14 protein-coding genes are annotated in these 16,477 nt (G+C 66.1%); 12 read left to right on the top strand and 2 right to left on the bottom strand.

The window, feature by feature from the left end; genetic code table 11:
* The first annotated feature begins 15 nt into the window (after positions 1–15).
* The 3 genes from DNK34_RS16645 (at position 16) to DNK34_RS16655 (ending at position 2,180) form a co-directional block, all read left to right on the top strand.
* Positions 16–402: a hypothetical protein gene (locus tag DNK34_RS16645; RefSeq protein ID WP_131176055.1), complete on the top strand. Its 387-nt coding sequence runs from the start codon at positions 16–18 to the stop codon at positions 400–402.
* A gap of 38 nt (positions 403–440) precedes the next feature.
* The gene (locus tag DNK34_RS16650; protein WP_131176056.1) at positions 441–1,856 is read left to right on the top strand and encodes a GGDEF domain-containing protein; all 1,416 of its coding nucleotides are present in this window, start codon (positions 441–443) and stop codon (positions 1,854–1,856) included.
* Between the two features lie 78 nt (positions 1,857–1,934).
* Positions 1,935–2,180, top strand: coding sequence for a hypothetical protein (locus tag DNK34_RS16655; protein ID WP_131176057.1), 246 nt, complete (start codon positions 1,935–1,937; stop codon positions 2,178–2,180).
* Between the two features lies 1 nt (position 2,181).
* Here the strand turns inward: DNK34_RS16655 and DNK34_RS16660 are convergent, their stop codons facing one another.
* Positions 2,182–3,375: a GAF domain-containing sensor histidine kinase gene (locus DNK34_RS16660; RefSeq protein WP_131176058.1), complete on the bottom strand. Its 1,194-nt coding sequence runs from the start codon at positions 3,373–3,375 to the stop codon at positions 2,182–2,184.
* A gap of 247 nt (positions 3,376–3,622) precedes the next feature.
* Here DNK34_RS16660 and DNK34_RS16665 point away from each other — a divergent pair, with 247 nt between their 5' ends.
* On the top strand, positions 3,623–6,256 hold the full coding sequence (locus tag DNK34_RS16665) for a DEAD/DEAH box helicase (RefSeq protein ID WP_131176059.1): 2,634 nt from the start codon (positions 3,623–3,625) through the stop codon (positions 6,254–6,256).
* Between the two features lie 32 nt (positions 6,257–6,288).
* On the opposite strand, the gene DNK34_RS16670 is transcribed toward DNK34_RS16665, so the two are convergent.
* A complete protein-coding gene (locus DNK34_RS16670) occupies positions 6,289–6,762 on the bottom strand; it encodes a phosphate-starvation-inducible protein PsiE (RefSeq protein WP_131176060.1) in 474 nt (157 codons plus the stop codon).
* Positions 6,763–7,149: 387 nt separating this feature from the next.
* On the opposite strand from DNK34_RS16670, the gene DNK34_RS16675 reads away from it, so the two are divergent.
* From DNK34_RS16675 to DNK34_RS16710, 8 genes are all read left to right on the top strand, one after another.
* Positions 7,150–7,413, top strand: a complete 264-nt coding sequence (locus DNK34_RS16675) for a YebG family protein (RefSeq protein ID WP_131176061.1) — start codon at positions 7,150–7,152, stop codon at positions 7,411–7,413.
* Between the two features lie 135 nt (positions 7,414–7,548).
* Positions 7,549–8,352 carry a SirB1 family protein gene (locus DNK34_RS16680; RefSeq protein WP_131176062.1) on the top strand — a complete coding sequence of 268 codons (804 nt, stop codon included), beginning with the start codon at positions 7,549–7,551 and terminating at the stop codon, positions 8,350–8,352.
* 610 nt (positions 8,353–8,962) lie between these two features.
* Entirely contained in the window at positions 8,963–9,346 is a 384-nt protein-coding gene (gcvH, locus tag DNK34_RS16685) for a glycine cleavage system protein GcvH (protein ID WP_131176063.1), read from the top strand.
* 9 nt (positions 9,347–9,355) lie between these two features.
* A complete protein-coding gene (gcvP, locus tag DNK34_RS16690) occupies positions 9,356–12,208 on the top strand; it encodes an aminomethyl-transferring glycine dehydrogenase (protein WP_131176064.1) in 2,853 nt (950 codons plus the stop codon).
* Between the two features lie 90 nt (positions 12,209–12,298).
* The gene (locus DNK34_RS16695; protein WP_131176065.1) at positions 12,299–13,675 is read left to right on the top strand and encodes an L-serine ammonia-lyase; all 1,377 of its coding nucleotides are present in this window, start codon (positions 12,299–12,301) and stop codon (positions 13,673–13,675) included.
* 83 nt (positions 13,676–13,758) lie between these two features.
* Positions 13,759–14,880 carry a glycine cleavage system aminomethyltransferase GcvT gene (gene gcvT, locus DNK34_RS16700; protein ID WP_131176066.1) on the top strand — a complete coding sequence of 374 codons (1,122 nt, stop codon included), beginning with the start codon at positions 13,759–13,761 and terminating at the stop codon, positions 14,878–14,880.
* Between the two features lie 501 nt (positions 14,881–15,381).
* A complete protein-coding gene (locus tag DNK34_RS16705) occupies positions 15,382–15,627 on the top strand; it encodes a hypothetical protein (RefSeq protein WP_131176067.1) in 246 nt (81 codons plus the stop codon).
* A gap of 663 nt (positions 15,628–16,290) precedes the next feature.
* Positions 16,291–16,477, top strand: a 187-nt coding sequence (locus DNK34_RS16710) for an OprD family outer membrane porin (protein ID WP_131176068.1), incomplete at its 3' end; no start/stop codon positions are given.

Below are 16,477 nucleotides of genomic sequence, written 5' to 3' on the forward strand. Positions count from 1 at the left end.
TAGCCGAGCCCAGCCATGCCCTCCACCGCCACGCCGACCGCCATGACCCGTTACGCCGTCACCGGCGTGCTGGCGGCCGTGTTGCTCAACCTGCTGCTGCGCACCTTCGTCAAGGTCGGCGGCGTCCTGGCGACCCTGGTGATCGCCGCCAGCGTCGCCGCGCTGATGGCCCTGCTGTTCGCCTGGAACCGCCGCCGGCCGCCGACCCGCGGCGAGCGGCGGCGCCTGGTCTGGCTGTACGGCGGCATGCTGGGCGTGCTCTATGCCGGCCTGTTGAGCATGATGACCCTGCAGGAACAGCCCAGCCCCATGGGCGTGCTGCTGTTCGTGCTGCACTACCTGTGCTATCCGCTGTTCGCCCAGTTGCTGTTTTCCGAGCGTTTCTTCAGGCGCCTGCCCTGAGAGCCCGTGCACGACCCGATCAGAGGAACGGCCAATCGATGACAGACAGCCCGCACCTTCCCACCTACGTGCGACGTATCGTCTACCTGTTGCTGGCCGCCCTGCTGGCCATTCAGGTAATCGTTTACCAGGTCGGTCTGCGCAGCCATCGCGCGCTGGCCGAAGAAACCCTGCGCGGGCAGCTCGACAGCACGGCCCAGGTATTCGAGCAACTGCTCGAGCTGCGCCACCGGCAACTGGCGCAGAGCGCTGCCGTACTGGCCTCCGACTATGGCTTCAAGGAAGCCATCGCGGTGGGCGAGCGGGCCACTGTCGAGTCGATGCTGGAGCAGCACGGCCACGGCATCCAGGCCGATATCGCCCTGCTCAATACCCGCGACCGGCAACTGATCGCCAGCGTCCCCAGCGAGCTGCAGCAGGTCGATGTGGCAGCGCTGCTCAAGGCCGCCGCACAGGCGGGCGGCAGCGATCAGCCGCTGCGTATCGAGATGCTGCGCAGCCAGGGCGGCGCGCTCTACCAGTTGATCCACAGCGTGGTGAACATGCCCACGCCGCAAGCCGACCTGACCCTCGGTTTCGCCATCGACGACGCCTTCGCCGAACACCTCAAGCGGATCACCGGCAGCGAGTTCGTGTTCCTCTCGCGCGGCGAAAACGGCGCCTGGCAACTGCACGGCAGCACCCTGGACAGCCCGCTGGCGCAGTTGCTGAGCAATCCGGCGGCCCTGCTCGATGGCACCTTCTGGTCACTGCCGGATGCAGACGGCGATCACCTGATGCGCTCGACCATCCTCGAACATGCCGACGCACTGGGGGCCAGCGAAGTGCTGGTGCTGATGGGCAAGTCGCTGCGCCAGGCCATGACGCCCTACGCCGGGATCGAGCGCCTGCAGCGCTACCTGATCGGCGCCAGCCTGCTGCTGGCGGCACTGGCGGCGTTACTGGTCACCCGGCGCCTGCCATGGCCGCGCAGTGCCGTGGCCCGGCAGGATCCCCTGACCGGCCTGCCCGACCGGCACGTCCTCGACCAGCGCATCGAACGTGCGCTCAACGGGCAGCGCCATGACTCCTTCGTGCTGATGATGATCGACCTGGATCAGGTCAAGCGCCTCGACGATCGATACGGCCGCGCCGCCGGCGACACAGTGCTCAAGGTCACGGCGCAGCGGCTCAGGCGCCTGCTCAGGCGCATCGACACCCCAGTCCGTCTCGGCGACGACCAGTTCGCCGTGCTGCTGCCCGGTATCGACCGGGCCACGGCGATACGCCTGAGCGACCGTATCGAGCAGCGCCTGGGCGCGCCCATCGCCTTCCAGCAGCACCGCCTGCGCGTCGACGTCGGTATCGGCATCGCCGTCGCCCCGGAAGACGGCGACAACGCCAGCGAACTGCTGCGCGTGGCCGCCGAGGAAATGTCCGCGGACCAGGCACAGCGTCTCGACGGCACCTCCTGAGGCGGCAAACAACTCGAACACCGCAGGCCTTTGGCCGGTCGCACCTGTATCCATTGTCAGGCGATACGAGGAGCGTCCATGGAATACATCGATTGGCTGCAGTGGCCGGCCATGCTGGTCACCGTCGCCGCCGCCTGGCTGGTCGCGTCCAAACAGCGCCACCGGCGCAATCTGGGCTTCTGGGTATTCATGGCCAGCAATGTGCTGTGGATCATCTGGGGACTGCACAGCCAGGCTTATGCGCTGATCGTGCTGCAGCTCTGCCTGGGCGCCATGAACATTCGCGGTGCGCTCAAGACCGAGGACAAGAGCGCCAGCGCCTGATTCAGGTAGGTGCCTCGGCGCGGATCCGCAAGGAGAAGCAGGTGCCATCCAGCACCGACGAGGTGACCGACAGACTGCCCTCATGGGCCTCGGCGATCTGCGCGGCGATATACAGACCCAGGCCGAGCCCCTCGCGCGGCGATGCTCCCTCGGAGCGGATAAAGGGCTGGAAGATCTTCGCCATCAGGCTGGCCTCGATAGGCGGTCCATGGTTGCTCACCGTCAGCAGCAGGCTGCCCTCTTCGTACACCGCGACCAGTTCGATGGGCTCGACCGGCGAGCCATGGGTCACCGCATTGGAGAGCAGGTTACTGAGCGCCTGGCCAATACGCATGCGGTCACAGTAGATCGCCTGCGGCAGGTCGATGCGCGTCCGGATCGCCCGCCCACCGCTGGCCGTCCGCACTTCCTCGGCCACCTGGCTCAGCCACGGGCCGAGGTCGTCGACCACCTTGCGCTCCAGTGCCAGCCCCCCGCCAAGGTGACCACGGGCGAAGTCCAGGACATCGTCGATCAGTTCGCCCATGCGCCCGGCGCTGGCCTGGATCAAGCCCACCAGGTGCTGGCCGCGCGCGTCCTGGAGGCGGCTGTGCAGCAGGTCGCTGCCCAGGCGGATGGCGTTGAGTGGCGTGCGCAGGTCATGGCCGAGCACGGCGATGAACTGTTCGCGCAGGCGCGCCACCTCACGGGCATCGAGCAGTGCCTTGTCACTCACCTGCAGGCGCTCCTGCATGTCCAGGTTCTTGGCGATCAGTTGTGCCAGCAGCTCCAGGGTCTGCAGCATGTTCGGATCGTCGAGCCTGGCTGGCAATGGGTCGAGCGCGCACAGGGTGCCGAAGAATTCGCCGTTGGCGCGGATGATGGGGATCGACAGGTAGCTTTCGAAACCGTACCGCTTGGGTATGGGATGGGTGGAGAACAGCGGATGGCTGCTCGCCTCGCCGAAGATCACTGGCTGCCGGTGCTGGCGAATCTCGTTGCAGATGGTCGTCTCGAGCGGCAGCTCGTCACTGGGTTGCAAGCCGAAATCGATCAGATCGTGCACCGCACAAGCCATCCAGCGGCTCTCGGTCACCCGCGCCACGGCGGCGAAGCGCATGCCCGTGGTGCGCAGCACGACCTGCAGGATCGCGGGCACTGAATCGATCGCGGCGATAGCGGCCACATCGGCGGAAATGGATGGGCCGTCGTTCATGGGCGCCCTCCTGGCTATGGAACCAGTAGAATAGCGCGTCCTCGTGGGTGCAGCCTAACGCGGCGCGCAGCCAGAAGCGTTTCCGGGCCCGCTCGTGCCAGGGCCGGCTGGCCTCGGCAGCGCTCGACAGGCGTTCACCCGTCAGGATGGCTGCCAATCCCCCCTCACCTGTGCGACCATCGGCGGCTTGCCATCGTTTTCATCCGACCATGCCGACATTCGACATTTGCGCCCGGGAACTCGCCTGATGCCGCTGGATATCCTGCACCTGCAGCAGGCCGACTGGCGCGGCGACATCGAGGACGGCGCCCTGCGCCGCGGCCAGGACTACGCCAGGCGCGGCCTCAGCAGGCTGCTCAGCCTCAAGGACCATACCCTGCTCGCCAGTTGCCAGGGCAGTGGCGAGCAGGCCTACCAGCAGCGCATCACCCTGCACCCCTATGGCCAGGGCTGGGGCGTGACCGGCCATTGCAGCTGCCCGGTGGGCTACAACTGCAAGCATGTGGTCGCCGCCCTGCTCACCCTGGAAGCGCGCCAGCGCGACGGCAGCGACCTCGCTTCGCTGATCGTGCCAAGCCGGGAAGTGCAGGAGCAACGCCTCGAAGGTATACGCCCGCAACCCGTGCTCACGCTCGGCAGCCATGTCCGGGTGCACTTCGATGCCCGCAAGGGACGCATGCACGAGCAGGCCCAGCACCGCGCCGCCCTGGCCTTCGACTACCAGGGCCACAGCGCCTTCGGCAAGACGCCGAAGGATCTGCTGATCCGGCAAGGCGCCAGTCGCCACCTGCGCATCGTGCGCGATGCCCAGCGCGAGGCCGAACTGCGCAAGCGCCTCGAAGCCAGCGGCTTGCATATCGCCTTGCGCCAGAGCGAGGCCCTGGCCCAGCACCCGGGCGAACACTTCGAACTGAACGGTGAGGCGGCCTGGCTGGCGTTCATGCAGCAGCAGGTGCCCGCCCTGCGCAGCGAGGGCTGGCAGGTGCTGATCCAGCCGGACTTCCAGTACAACCTGGCGCAGATCGACGACTGGTACGCCGACATCGACGAGTTGCCGGAACACGACTGGTTCGACCTGGAGCTGGGCATCGAGGTCGAAGGCCAGCGCATCAGCCTGTTGCCGATCCTGCTGCAGGCGATCAGGCGCACGCCCTGGCTGCTCTCCGGCGATGCCCTGGCCCAGCGCCAGGACCGGGAACTGCTGCTGGTCAGCCTGCCCCACAGCCAGCGCCGCGTCGCCCTGCCCTACGCCCGCCTCAAACCGCTATTGGCCACGCTGGGTGAACTGTTCTTCCGCGAGGGCGACGACATCGGCAGCCGCGTGCGCCTGCCGCGGGCCGATGCCACCCGCCTGACCAGCCTGGAACAGGGCCCGGCGCTGAACTGGCACGGCGGCGGCGACCTGCGTGACTTCGCCCGTCGCCTGCAACTCAGCACGACGCATCAGGTCGCCGCGCCGCAGGGCCTGGCCGCCGAGCTGCGGCCTTACCAACTGCAGGGCCTGGCCTGGATGCAGGCCCTCGGCGAACTGCAGGTCGGCGGCGTGCTGGCCGACGACATGGGCCTGGGCAAGACCCTGCAGACCCTGGCGCACATCCTCCTGGAAAAACAGGCCGGCCGCCTGGCACAGCCGGCGCTGATCATCATGCCCACCAGCCTGATTCCCAACTGGCAGGACGAAGCCGCGCGTTTCACCCCGCAGTTGAGGGTACTGGCATTGCATGGCAGCAAACGCCGCAGCCTGTTCAAGCTGATCGGCGACCACGACATCGTGCTGAGCACCTACGCCCTGTTGCCGCGGGACCTCAAGGCGCTGTCGGCGCAGCGCTTCCACCTGCTGATTCTCGATGAGGCGCAGAACATCAAGAATCCGCGCAGCAAGGCCGCCAACGCCGCGGGCCAGGTGCAGGCGCGCCAGCGCCTGTGCCTGACCGGCACGCCGCTGGAAAACCACCTGGGCGAACTGTGGTCGCTGTTCGACTTCCTGATGCCCGGCTGGCTCGGCGACAGCAAGGCGTTCAACCGCGACTACCGCGTTCCCATCGAGAAGCACGCCAACGAACAACGCCTGGCCCATCTGCGTGGGCGCATCAAGCCCTTCGTGTTGCGGCGCAAGAAGGAACAGGTCGCCCAGGAACTGCCGGCCAAGACCGAGATCACCCAATGGGTCGAACTCAGCGCCGCCCAGCGCGACCGTTATGAAATCCTGCGCCTGGCCATGGACCGCAAGGTGCGCGCGGAGATCGCCCGCCAGGGCATGGCCCGCAGCCAGATAGTGATACTCGAGGCGCTGCTGCGTCTGCGCCAGGTGTGCTGCGACCTGCGCCTGCTCGGCGAGGCGCCGGAGCCGTTGCACAGCAGCGACTCGGGCAAACTCAGCACCCTGCTCGAGATGCTCGAGGCGCTGATCGGCGAGGGCCGCCGCGTCCTGCTGTTTTCCCAGTTCACTTCGATGCTGGCGCTGATCGAGCAGGAACTGCAGGCACGCGGCATCGGTTACGCCAAACTCACCGGCAGCACCCAGGATCGCCGCACGCCGGTACAGCAGTTCCAGGCCGGGCAATTCCCGGTGTTCCTGATCAGCCTGAAAGCCGGCGGCGCCGGCCTCAATCTGACCGCGGCCGATACCGTGATCCACTTCGACCCCTGGTGGAATCCGGCCGCCGAGGCCCAGGCCAGCGACCGCGCCTACCGCATCGGCCAGGACAAGCCGGTGTTCGTCTACCGGCTGATCGCCCGCGGCAGCGTGGAAGAGAAGATCCAGCACCTGCAACAGGCCAAGGCCAGCCTGGCCCGCGGCCTGCTGGAAGGCGGCAGCCAGGGCCAATGGCAGCTCAGCGAAGACGACCTGCAGGCGCTGTTCGCCCCGCTGAGCGACTGACCGGGCACATCAGTGCCAGGGCCACACCCAGCTCACTTCTCCGAGAAATTGTCGCCCACCACATCGCCCGTCGCGTCTATCGCCTTGCTGGAGGGAAACTTGTAGGAGGCGAAGCGCACCGCGAGCACCGACAAGGCCAGGAAGAAGATACCGCCGCACAGGTACAGCAAGCCGATGTCCGGGGCCTTGTGGTGGGACACGTCACCGATCAGGTAGCGGGTCAGGGCGGTGATGGCGATATACAGCAGGAAGCGGATCGGCAGATGATTGGTCTTGAAGTAGATGCCGACCATCGCCCCCAGCTCCAGGTAGATGAACAGCAGCAGGATGTCGTCCACCGTCACCTGCCCCTTGTCCAGCATGCCCATGAAGGCCATCACCGAGGCCCAGGCCGTCACTCCGCCAATGGCGAACAGGCCCAGGTAGTGGAATCCCTCGACGAACAGGTTGCCAATCGAGTTGGCCCCCTTGTGCATTTGCTTGCGGCCGTTATCTGCCCACTTCATAGTCGTCCACCTCAAGATTTGATCCAGCCGTTCGCCGGGCCGGTTTGCCGGAAACAGGGGCGCCCCCGGCCACTCGCACTGCGCACCAGCATGCCGTGCGCTCGTGACAGTCCCATGCAGGAACAAGACCATAGAAGGCGTCCGCGTGGCAAAAGGCACCGCCCCGGCAACGCCAGCCACGCGACAAGATGCCGCGGACAGCGGATCGACCGGGCTGCTGTGATCGGCCATGGCGCCCATGCCGGACTATGCTGCAACGGCGCCGCCTGACGACAGCAGATGTGCACGGCGCGCTGTTCAAACGCGGCGCAGTTCTTTATGCTGGCGACAACTGTATGCATGAACAGTATCTTTCAACCCATTAGCGTGAAGGCGTAGAGGTGATGAATGGCCGTCGAAGTGGTGTACCGCAGCAGCCGGGATCTGGAGCGTTTATTCATGGATAAGGCCGAAGCCGATCGTCACGACAAGATGCTGGAGCTGGCCGAGCTGCTGAGCGGGGTGCTGCACAAGGCGGTACCGTCGCTGAGCGAAGAACAGGGTGAAGAACTGGGCATCTACATGGCCAGGAACCGCGACATCTTCGCCAAGGCCTTCAAGAACCAGCCCGACGCCCTGAACGAACTGGGCCGCGAAGCCGAAGCGGACTGAGCGGCTGTGCGCCGCTCCGCATCGCCGGCTGCAGCCATGGCCGCCGGCAACATGTTCTGTATTCTTTCCCACTGCGCAGGGCTGGACGGCGTGCCTCGACGCGGTTAAAAACAAGGTCACCCACAGGAGGTGACCATGAGCGCGCGCCAACACTGCCTTGCCTGTCTGGATCCCGAGCGGCCAGCGCTCTTCGAGGCGGCCCTCTGGGTGGCCGCCGAACACGATGCGGCGTTGCAGCCCAGCCAGGTGCTGCGCGACCTCGACAGCCTGCAGCAGCAGGTCGACGCCGGCCTGCCCGCCTTCCCCCTGCAGGAACTGGCCCAGCCGTTGCTGCGTCGCCTCAATGACCTGCACTTCTACGAAGACGAAGAGAATCCGCTGCGGCCCCAGGCCGCTCTCCTGCACCGGGTGCTGCAGCGTCGCCGCGGACAGCCCCTGAGCATCGCCCTGATCGCCCTGGAGCTGGCACGGAGGCTGGGGATTCCCCTGCAGGGCGTCAACTTCCCCGGTTACTTCCTGCTGCGGGTACCCGGCGCCGATCACCTGCTCGACCCCTGCGGCGGTCGCCGGCTGTACACCCGCGACTGCCGTGAGCTGCTGGCGCGCTACCAGGGGCCCCAGGCGCAACTGGGCGCCGAGCACATGCAGGCCTGCGACGCGCGCAGCCTGATCGTGCGCCTGTCGCGCAACCTGCGGCACCTGCACCAGCAGGACGACGATTACCTGGCCGCCCTGAAAGATGCCGAACGCGTACTGCAACTGGCACCGCCCAGCGTCGCCGACCACCTGGCCAGGGCCGAGCTCTATCAACGCCTGGACTGCCCGCAAGCCGAGCGTTTCGATGTGCAGCATGCCCTGTTGCTGTGCGACGACCCGGCCCAGCGCCTGCGCCTCGGCGAACGTCTGCGCCAGCTGGGGTCGGCAACGGCTCTGCATTGAAGCAGCGGCAAGCGTCAAGCCACAAGCGGCAAGTAAAGCGTGTCTCTCCGAGTGCCTACGGCCTGTGGACGAACCCCGCCTGCGGGGTGGTAGCAGGTAGGATGGGTGGCAACCCATCGGCATATTGATGGGTGCCACCTACGCGGCCCGCCCCATCCTACGGCCTGTTTGCTGCGCGACAGCGCTGCGTCGAAGACGCGGAAACGGCTCCCACAGCGTGCGCAAATACGTGGGAGGCACTTCAGCGGCGATGGGCCCCGAGAACGCCAAAGCATCGCGGCTGAAGCCGCTCCCACAAGGCAATGGCAGGCTATCCGGAAGAGCCGTATCCATATCGATACAACGTATCGGAAACGACACGGAACATTCCATGCGCGACCTGTGCGCCCTGCGCGGGGCATCGAGGCACATAAGCCAGGCCAATCGTATCGAAATCGATACAAGTAAAACCGAGGCAGATTCAAACAAATATATAACCTATTGATTTATAACTATAAAAATCAAATGGCATCAGCTTTGCTATGAGCTTGCCCATTGAATCGCAGCCACTGCGATTATCTGATCATCGCCCGCACGAGACGGGCGGCATGGCCAATACCGAGGAGTCCCCATGAGCGAATTGCGTTTTACCGTCGAGCACGAATGGCTGCGTCCGGAGGCCGATGGGCTGGTCACCGTGGGGATCACCGCCTACGCTCAAGACGCGCTGGGTGACGTGGTATTCGTGCAGTTGCCCGAGTTGCAGGCCTACCACAGCGGCGAAGAAGTCGCGGTGCTGGAATCGGTGAAAGCCGCCAGCAACATCGACATGCCCCTCGATGGCGAGGTGGTCGAAGTGAACGCCGCGCTCGAGGCCAACCCGGAACTGATCAACGCCGATCCCCTGGGGCAAGGCTGGTTCTTCCGCTTCCGCCCGGCAGACGCCAGCGCCCTGGCCGGCCTGCTCGACCAGGCCGCCTACGAGCGCCTGCTGAACGCCAACGCCGACGCCTGAGAGACGACGATGACCGACCTGACCACCCGCAACGAATTCATCGCCCGCCATATCGGCCCGCGCGACAGCGATACCGCGGCCATGCTCGAGACCCTGGGCTACGCCGACCTCGAAGCCCTGACCGCCAGCGTGATCCCCGCCAGCATCAAGGGCACCAGCGTGCTGCAAGCCGGCGACGGACAGAGCGAGGCCGAGGCCCTGGCCGAGATCAAGGCCATCGCCAGGCGCAATCAGCTGTTTCGCAACTACATCGGCCAGGGTTATTACGGCACCCACACCCCGGCGCCGATCCTGCGCAACCTGCTGGAGAACCCGGCCTGGTACACCGCCTACACCCCCTATCAGCCGGAGATCTCCCAGGGCCGCCTGGAGTCGCTGCTGAACTTCCAGACCCTGATCAGCGACCTCACCGGCCTGCCCATCGCCAACGCCTCCCTGCTCGACGAAGGCACCGCCGCGGCCGAGGCCATGACCTTCTGCAAACGCCTGTCGAAGAACAAGACCAGCAACGCCTTCTTCGCCTCGCAGCATTGCCACCCGCAGACCCTCGACGTGCTGCGCACCCGCGCCGAGCCACTGGGGATCGAGGTGGTGGTCGGGGATGAAAGCGGCATCGGCGATGCCAGCGCCTATTTCGGCGCCCTGCTGCAATACCCGGCGAGCCATGGCGATATCTTCGACTACAGCCAGGTGGTCGAGCGTTTCCATGGCGCCGGCGCCCTGGTCGCCGTGGCCGCCGACCTGCTGGCGCTGACCCTGCTGCAGGCCCCCGGCGAGTTCGGTGCCGACGTGGCCCTGGGCAGCGCCCAGCGTTTCGGCGTGCCCCTGGGTTTCGGCGGCCCCCACGCCGCCTACTTCGCCACCCGCGATGCCTTCAAGCGCGACATGCCGGGCCGCCTGGTCGGGCTGTCCATCGACCGCCACGGCAATCCGGCCCTGCGCCTGGCCATGCAGACCCGCGAACAGCACATCCGCCGCGAGAAGGCCACCAGCAACATCTGCACCGCCCAGGTGCTGCTGGCCAACATCGCCAGCATGTACGCCGTGTATCATGGCCCCGAGGGCCTGACCCGCATCGCCCGCCGCGTGCACCGGTTGACCGCGATCTTCGCCCGGGGCCTCGCCGATCTGGGCCTGGCGATCGAACAGCAGGCGTTCTTCGACACCCTGACCCTGCGCACCGCGGAGCACACCGCGGCCCTCCACGACAAGGCCCGGGCGGCCGGTATCAACCTGCGTGAAGTGGATGCCCAGCGCCTCGGCCTGTCCTTCGACGAGACCACCACCCAGGCCGATATCGAGCAACTCTGGGCCTTGTTCGCCGCTGACCGCCCCGTGCCGGACTTCACGGCGATCGCCGCGGGCATCGACAGCCGCCTGCCCGCCGCGCAGTTGCGCCAGTCGCCGATCCTCGGCCACCCGGTGTTCAACCGCTACCATTCGGAAACCGAGCTGATGCGCTACCTGCGCAAGCTCGCCGACAAGGACCTGGCCCTCGATCGCAGCATGATCCCCCTGGGCTCCTGCACCATGAAGCTCAACGCCGCCAGCGAGATGATCCCCATCACCTGGGCCGAATTCGGCAACCTGCACCCCTTCGCACCCGCCGCGCAGAGCGCCGGCTACCAGCAACTGACCGACGAGCTGGAAGCCATGCTCTGCGCGGCGACCGGCTACGACGCCGTGTCGCTGCAGCCCAACGCCGGCTCCCAGGGCGAGTACGCCGGCCTGCTGGCGATCCGCGCCTACCACAAGAGCCGCGGCGACGCTCAGCGCGACATCTGCCTGATCCCGCAGTCGGCCCACGGCACCAACCCGGCCACCGCGCACATGGCCGGCATGCGCGTGGTGGTCACCGCCTGCGATGCCCGTGGCAACGTCGACATCGCCGACCTGCGCGCCAAGGCCGAACAGCATCGCGATCACCTCGCCGCGCTGATGATCACCTACCCCTCCACCCACGGTGTGTTCGAGGAAGGCATCGGCGAAATCTGCGCGCTGATCCATGACAACGGCGGCCAGGTGTACATCGACGGCGCCAACATGAACGCCATGGTCGGCCTCTGCGCCCCGGGCAGGTTCGGCGGCGACGTCTCCCACCTGAACCTGCACAAGACCTTCTGCATCCCCCACGGCGGCGGCGGTCCGGGGGTCGGCCCGATCGGCGTGAAAGCGCACCTGGCGCCCTTCCTGCCCGGCCACGCACGGCTGCAACGCCAGGAGGGCGCGGTGAGTGCCGCGCCGTTCGGCAGCGCCAGCATCCTGCCCATCACCTGGATGTACATCCGCATGATGGGCGGCAGCGGCCTGCGCCGCGCCTCGCAGATGGCCATCCTCAACGCCAACTACATCGCCCGGCGCCTGGAAGAACACTACCCGGTGCTCTACAGCGGCGAAGGCGGCCTGGTGGCCCACGAGTGCATTCTCGACCTGCGCCCCCTGAAGGAAACCAGCGGCATCAGCGTCGACGACGTGGCCAAGCGCCTGATCGACTTCGGCTTCCACGCCCCGACCATGTCCTTCCCGGTCGCCGGCACGCTGATGATCGAACCCACCGAAAGCGAGTCCAAGGAAGAGCTGGATCGCTTCTGCGACGCCATGATCGCCATTCGCGAGGAGATTCGCGCGGTGGAACGCGGCGAACTGGAGCGTGACGACAACCCGCTGAAGAATGCACCGCACACCGCGGCCGAACTGGTGGGCGAATGGACGCACCCGTACAGCCGCGAGCAGGCCGTGTACCCGACACGCAAGCTGGTCGAAGGCAAGTACTGGCCGCCAGTGGGCCGCGTCGACAACGTCTTCGGCGACCGCAACCTGGTCTGCGCCTGCCCGCCCATCGAGGCCTATCAGGACGCCTGAGGCGCTGACCACGGCCACGCCGTCCAGCGGGCGGCGTGGCCGTAGCCCACAGGCGTTGCAGCGCTATTGCGATCCCTCTTGGTGGATGCCATGTCATTAAGCGTATTCGACCTGTTCAAGATCGGTATCGGCCCTTCCAGCTCGCACACGGTCGGGCCGATGCGCGCCGCGGTTCGCTTCGTCGAAGGGCTGCGTCGTGACGACCTGCTCGCCGCCACCGACACGGTGAAGGTCGAGCTGTATGGCTCGCTCGGTGCCACGGGCAAGGGGCACGGCAGCGACAAGGCGGTGCTGCTCGGCCTCGAAGGCGAGCAACCCGACAGCGTCGACACCGCCCGTATCGACGAACGCCTGGCCGCCATTCGCCAGCGCGGCGAGTTGCGCCTGCTCGGCGAAAGGACGATCCGCTTCGTCGAGAAAGAACACCTGGCCATGATCCGCAAGCCGCTGGACTTCCACCCCAACGGCATGATCTTCCGCGCCTTCGACGCGGCCGGCCTGCAGTTGCGCTCGCGCGAGTATTACTCGGTGGGCGGTGGTTTCGTGGTCGACGAGGAGGCCGCCGGCGCCGACCGTATCGTCGAGGACAGCACGCCCCTGGCGTACCCGTTCAAGACCGCCCGCGACCTGCTCCGGCATTGTCACGAGCAGGGCCTGTCGATCAGCCAGGTCATGCTGGTCAACGAAGCCGCCTGGCGGCCGGAAGCACAGACCCGCGAGGGCCTGCTGAAGATCTGGCAGGTGATGCAGGATTGCGTCGAGTCCGGCTGCCGCAACGAAGGCATCATGCCCGGCGGCCTCAAGGTCAGGCGCCGCGCCGCCGCGCTGTACCGGCAGCTGTGCAAGAACCCGGAAGCCAACCTGCGCGATGCCCTCAGCGTCCTGGACTGGGTCAACCTCTACGCCCTGGCGGTGAACGAGGAAAACGCCAGCGGCGGCCGCGTGGTGACGGCGCCGACCAATGGCGCCGCGGGCATCATCCCGGCCGTGCTGCATTACTACATGCGCTTCATTCCCGGCGCCAGCGAGGACGGTGTGGTGCGCTTCCTGCTCACCGCCGCCGCCATCGGCATCCTGTACAAGGAAAACGCCTCGATCTCCGGTGCCGAGGTCGGCTGCCAGGGCGAGGTCGGGGTGGCCTGTTCGATGGCCGCGGGCGCCTTGTGCGAAGTGCTCGGCGGCAGCGTGCAACAGGTGGAAAACGCCGCCGAAATCGGTATGGAACACAACCTGGGCCTGACCTGCGACCCGGTCGGCGGCCTGGTGCAGGTGCCCTGCATCGAACGCAACGCCATGGGCTCGGTGAAGGCGATCAACGCCGTGCGCATGGCCCTGCGCGGCGATGGCCAGCATTTCATCTCGCTGGACAAGGTGATCCGCACCATGCGCCAGACCGGCGCCGACATGAAAAGCAAATACAAGGAAACCGCTCGCGGCGGCCTGGCCGTGAACATTATCGAATGCTAGCTGCAAGCCACAAGCTTCAAGCCAATTATCGTATCGCACTCGACCGGCCTAGGGCTTGCCGCTGTCCCCCTAAGGAGAATCCGATGACCACCGAAACACTGCTGCACACCCCTCTACACGCCCTGCACCTCGAGCTTGGCGCACGCATGGTGCCCTTCGCCGGCTACGAGATGCCGGTGCAGTATCCCCTGGGGGTGATGAAGGAGCACCTGCACACCCGCGCTGCCGCCGGCCTGTTCGACGTCTCCCACATGGGCCAGATCGTCCTGCGCGGCGCAGGGGCCGCCAAGGCCCTGGAGAGCCTGGTGCCGGTGGATATCATCGACCTGCCGGTGGGCACCCAGCGTTACGCCATGTTCACCGACGAGAACGGCGGCATCCTCGACGACCTGATGGTCGCCAACCTGGGTGACGACACCCTGTTCCTGGTGGTCAATGCGGCCTGCAAGCAGCAGGACCTGATGCACCTGCAGCAGCACATCGCCAACCAGTGCCAGATCGAGTCCTGTTTCGATCGCGCCCTGCTCGCCCTGCAGGGGCCCAAGGCCGTCGACGTGCTGGCCCGCCTGGCTCCGGAAGTGGCGAAGATGATCTTCATGCAGTTCGCCGCGGTGCGCCTGCTGGGCGTCGACTGCTACGTCAGCCGCTCGGGCTACACCGGTGAGGACGGTTTCGAGATCTCGGTGCCGGCGGCCCAGGCGGAAACCCTGGCGCGCAGCCTGCTGGCCGAGAGCGAGGTCGCAGCCATCGGCCTCGGTGCCCGTGACTCCCTGCGCCTGGAAGCCGGCCTGTGCCTGTACGGCCACGACATGAGCCAGGACACCACGCCCGTCGAAGCCAGCCTGCTGTGGGCCATCTCCAGGAGCCGCCGCAGCGACGGGGCACGCCCGGGTGGCTTCCCCGGCGCCGAGCGCATCTTCGCCCAGCAGCGTGATGGCGTGCAGCGCAAGCGCGTTGGCCTGTTGCCCCAGGAGCGTGTGCCGGTACGCGAAGGCGCGGAACTGGTCGACGCCGACGGCGCGGTGATCGGCACGGTCTGCAGCGGCGGCTTCGGCCCCAGCCTGGGTGCGCCCCTGGCCATGGGCTACGTGCAGAGCAGCCACGCAGCGATCGACAGCGAGGTCTGGGCCCTGGTGCGCGGCAAACGTGTCGCCATGAAGGTCAGCAGAACGCCCTTCGTCGCCCAGCGCTACTACCGCGGCTGATGCCGCACGCCGGAGCGCCAGGCTAGAGACCTGAGGCTCCCCGCCTGTCCGGCAGACGACCGCCTCGGCCTCGTCGACAGGGCGTAGATACCGTCTTGATCCTTGACCTGCAAGAGCCCGCTCGCAGTCAGGGTTCACAAGTAGGAGCGTCGACCCCGGCGCGATGCGAGGGCGGCCATGCTGCAGAAATCGCGCTATGGCCACGATTCGCCGCGAGGTCGCGGCTCCCACGCAAATGTGGCCATTCTGCGCGCTTATTGCTGAATCCCGTGTAGGGCGCGCCGAACGTCTCGATAGGCTACGCAATCACCATTGCCATGCAGCGAGTTCGAGTCGAACGCTATCCGTAGCCCGGGTCGAGCGCAGCGACACCCGGGAAACCGCACCCTGGGTATCGCTGCGCTCAACGCCAGGCTACGGGGGCAAGCCATACTCTGTAGGGGGAATCGGGCCACAAACCTCGATCAGATCCTCGATTATCAGTGCAGCGTGAGGAATGAAATGAGCGAAATCATTGTGCATGTCTGCGCCCTCGCCATCGTACTGGCTGCTTACTACTTCATTCGATCTCCTATTCTGAGGCGCTGGGGCGGTATCCTTTGCCTCGTTAGCGGATGGGTCGCGGTACTGACCTGGTCGTCGATGCACGTCATGGGTCTGGAGGTCGGGCTACTGGGTGTTTACGCGATTGCCTTGGGCGCCGCCTTGATCTTTCATCGCCAGCGTTTTTCCAGGAGCGAGCGGTAAACCATCGCTTATCAGCATGGCCCGCATGCCTGGCACGACACACTCGGTCCACCAGCGGATATCGATCCGTACTTCACGGTGAGAGCTCGACTGACGCCGGGCCATGACATGTCCGTCGCCGATACGCATGTCATACGTTATCACACGACATAAGCTTTCATCCCTCCCAGCCCAACCACACCAATATGCCCCCGCTTCTGCGCTATCGAAACGAACCAAAGCCAGCGCGTAACTCCCGGTATTATCGATATTTTCTCGCCAACTCGGCTTGCTTTTAAGTGCTGGGCCGGGGATTCTGAGGCACGCCCGGGGAACTTTCGTATCGGGATGCGTTGACAAGCGGATCAAGAGCTGTCGATAATCCGGCCCATGTTGTACGACAACATAGCCATTATAAAAACAAGAATCAGGACCGCACCATGCAGACTGTCGCCTTCACCTCCCCCGCACCACACCGCCTTAAGGGCAGCCCCCCCCGACCAGGCATCACGCTCGCACACACCCACGTATTCGCCGACGGCTAGGGCCCGAAGCAGAGTCCTGCGCGTTCGCGCGCGCAGGTTCGTCGCCCTGCACGGGGCTGTTCATACGTTCCTCGAGGCATGTGGATCATTGGCTGATCGGCAGAGGACGGCTTGTTCAAAAAATGGGAGCACAACAAGAATGACACCACGCAAAATCCTCTCACTGACCCTGCTCGGCGCCGGCAGCATGGCGCTGGCCCTGCCCCTCGTCGCCCAGGCCGAAGGCTTCGTCGACGACGCCAAGGTCAGCCTCAACCTGCGCAACTTCTACATCAACCGCAACTTCACCGACCCGGACAACGCCCAGAGCAAGGCCGAGGAATGGA

The organism is Phytopseudomonas dryadis (assembly GCF_004327355.1).
Lineage (GTDB): Bacteria > Pseudomonadota > Gammaproteobacteria > Pseudomonadales > Pseudomonadaceae > Aquipseudomonas > Aquipseudomonas dryadis.

What these genes read in the sequence shown, in the direction of transcription:
- DNK34_RS16645 (WP_131176055.1), top strand. Translation starts at nt 16, where the DNA reads ATGCCCTCCACCGCCACGCCGACCGCCATGACCCGTTACGCCGTCACC.
- DNK34_RS16650 (WP_131176056.1), top strand. Translation starts at nt 441, where the DNA reads ATGACAGACAGCCCGCACCTTCCCACCTACGTGCGACGTATCGTCTAC.
- DNK34_RS16675 (WP_131176061.1), top strand. Translation starts at nt 7,150, where the DNA reads ATGGCCGTCGAAGTGGTGTACCGCAGCAGCCGGGATCTGGAGCGTTTA.
- gcvH (WP_131176063.1), top strand. Translation starts at nt 8,963, where the DNA reads ATGAGCGAATTGCGTTTTACCGTCGAGCACGAATGGCTGCGTCCGGAG.
- DNK34_RS16660 (WP_131176058.1), bottom strand. Translation starts at nt 3,375, where the DNA reads ATGAACGACGGCCCATCCATTTCCGCCGATGTGGCCGCTATCGCCGCG.
- DNK34_RS16705 (WP_131176067.1), top strand. Translation starts at nt 15,382, where the DNA reads ATGAGCGAAATCATTGTGCATGTCTGCGCCCTCGCCATCGTACTGGCT.
- DNK34_RS16695 (WP_131176065.1), top strand. Translation starts at nt 12,299, where the DNA reads ATGTCATTAAGCGTATTCGACCTGTTCAAGATCGGTATCGGCCCTTCC.
- DNK34_RS16665 (WP_131176059.1), top strand. Translation starts at nt 3,623, where the DNA reads ATGCCGCTGGATATCCTGCACCTGCAGCAGGCCGACTGGCGCGGCGAC.
- DNK34_RS16655 (WP_131176057.1), top strand. Translation starts at nt 1,935, where the DNA reads ATGGAATACATCGATTGGCTGCAGTGGCCGGCCATGCTGGTCACCGTC.
- DNK34_RS16680 (WP_131176062.1), top strand. Translation starts at nt 7,549, where the DNA reads ATGAGCGCGCGCCAACACTGCCTTGCCTGTCTGGATCCCGAGCGGCCA.
- gcvT (WP_131176066.1), top strand. Translation starts at nt 13,759, where the DNA reads ATGACCACCGAAACACTGCTGCACACCCCTCTACACGCCCTGCACCTC.
- DNK34_RS16670 (WP_131176060.1), bottom strand. Translation starts at nt 6,762, where the DNA reads ATGAAGTGGGCAGATAACGGCCGCAAGCAAATGCACAAGGGGGCCAAC.
- gcvP (WP_131176064.1), top strand. Translation starts at nt 9,356, where the DNA reads ATGACCGACCTGACCACCCGCAACGAATTCATCGCCCGCCATATCGGC.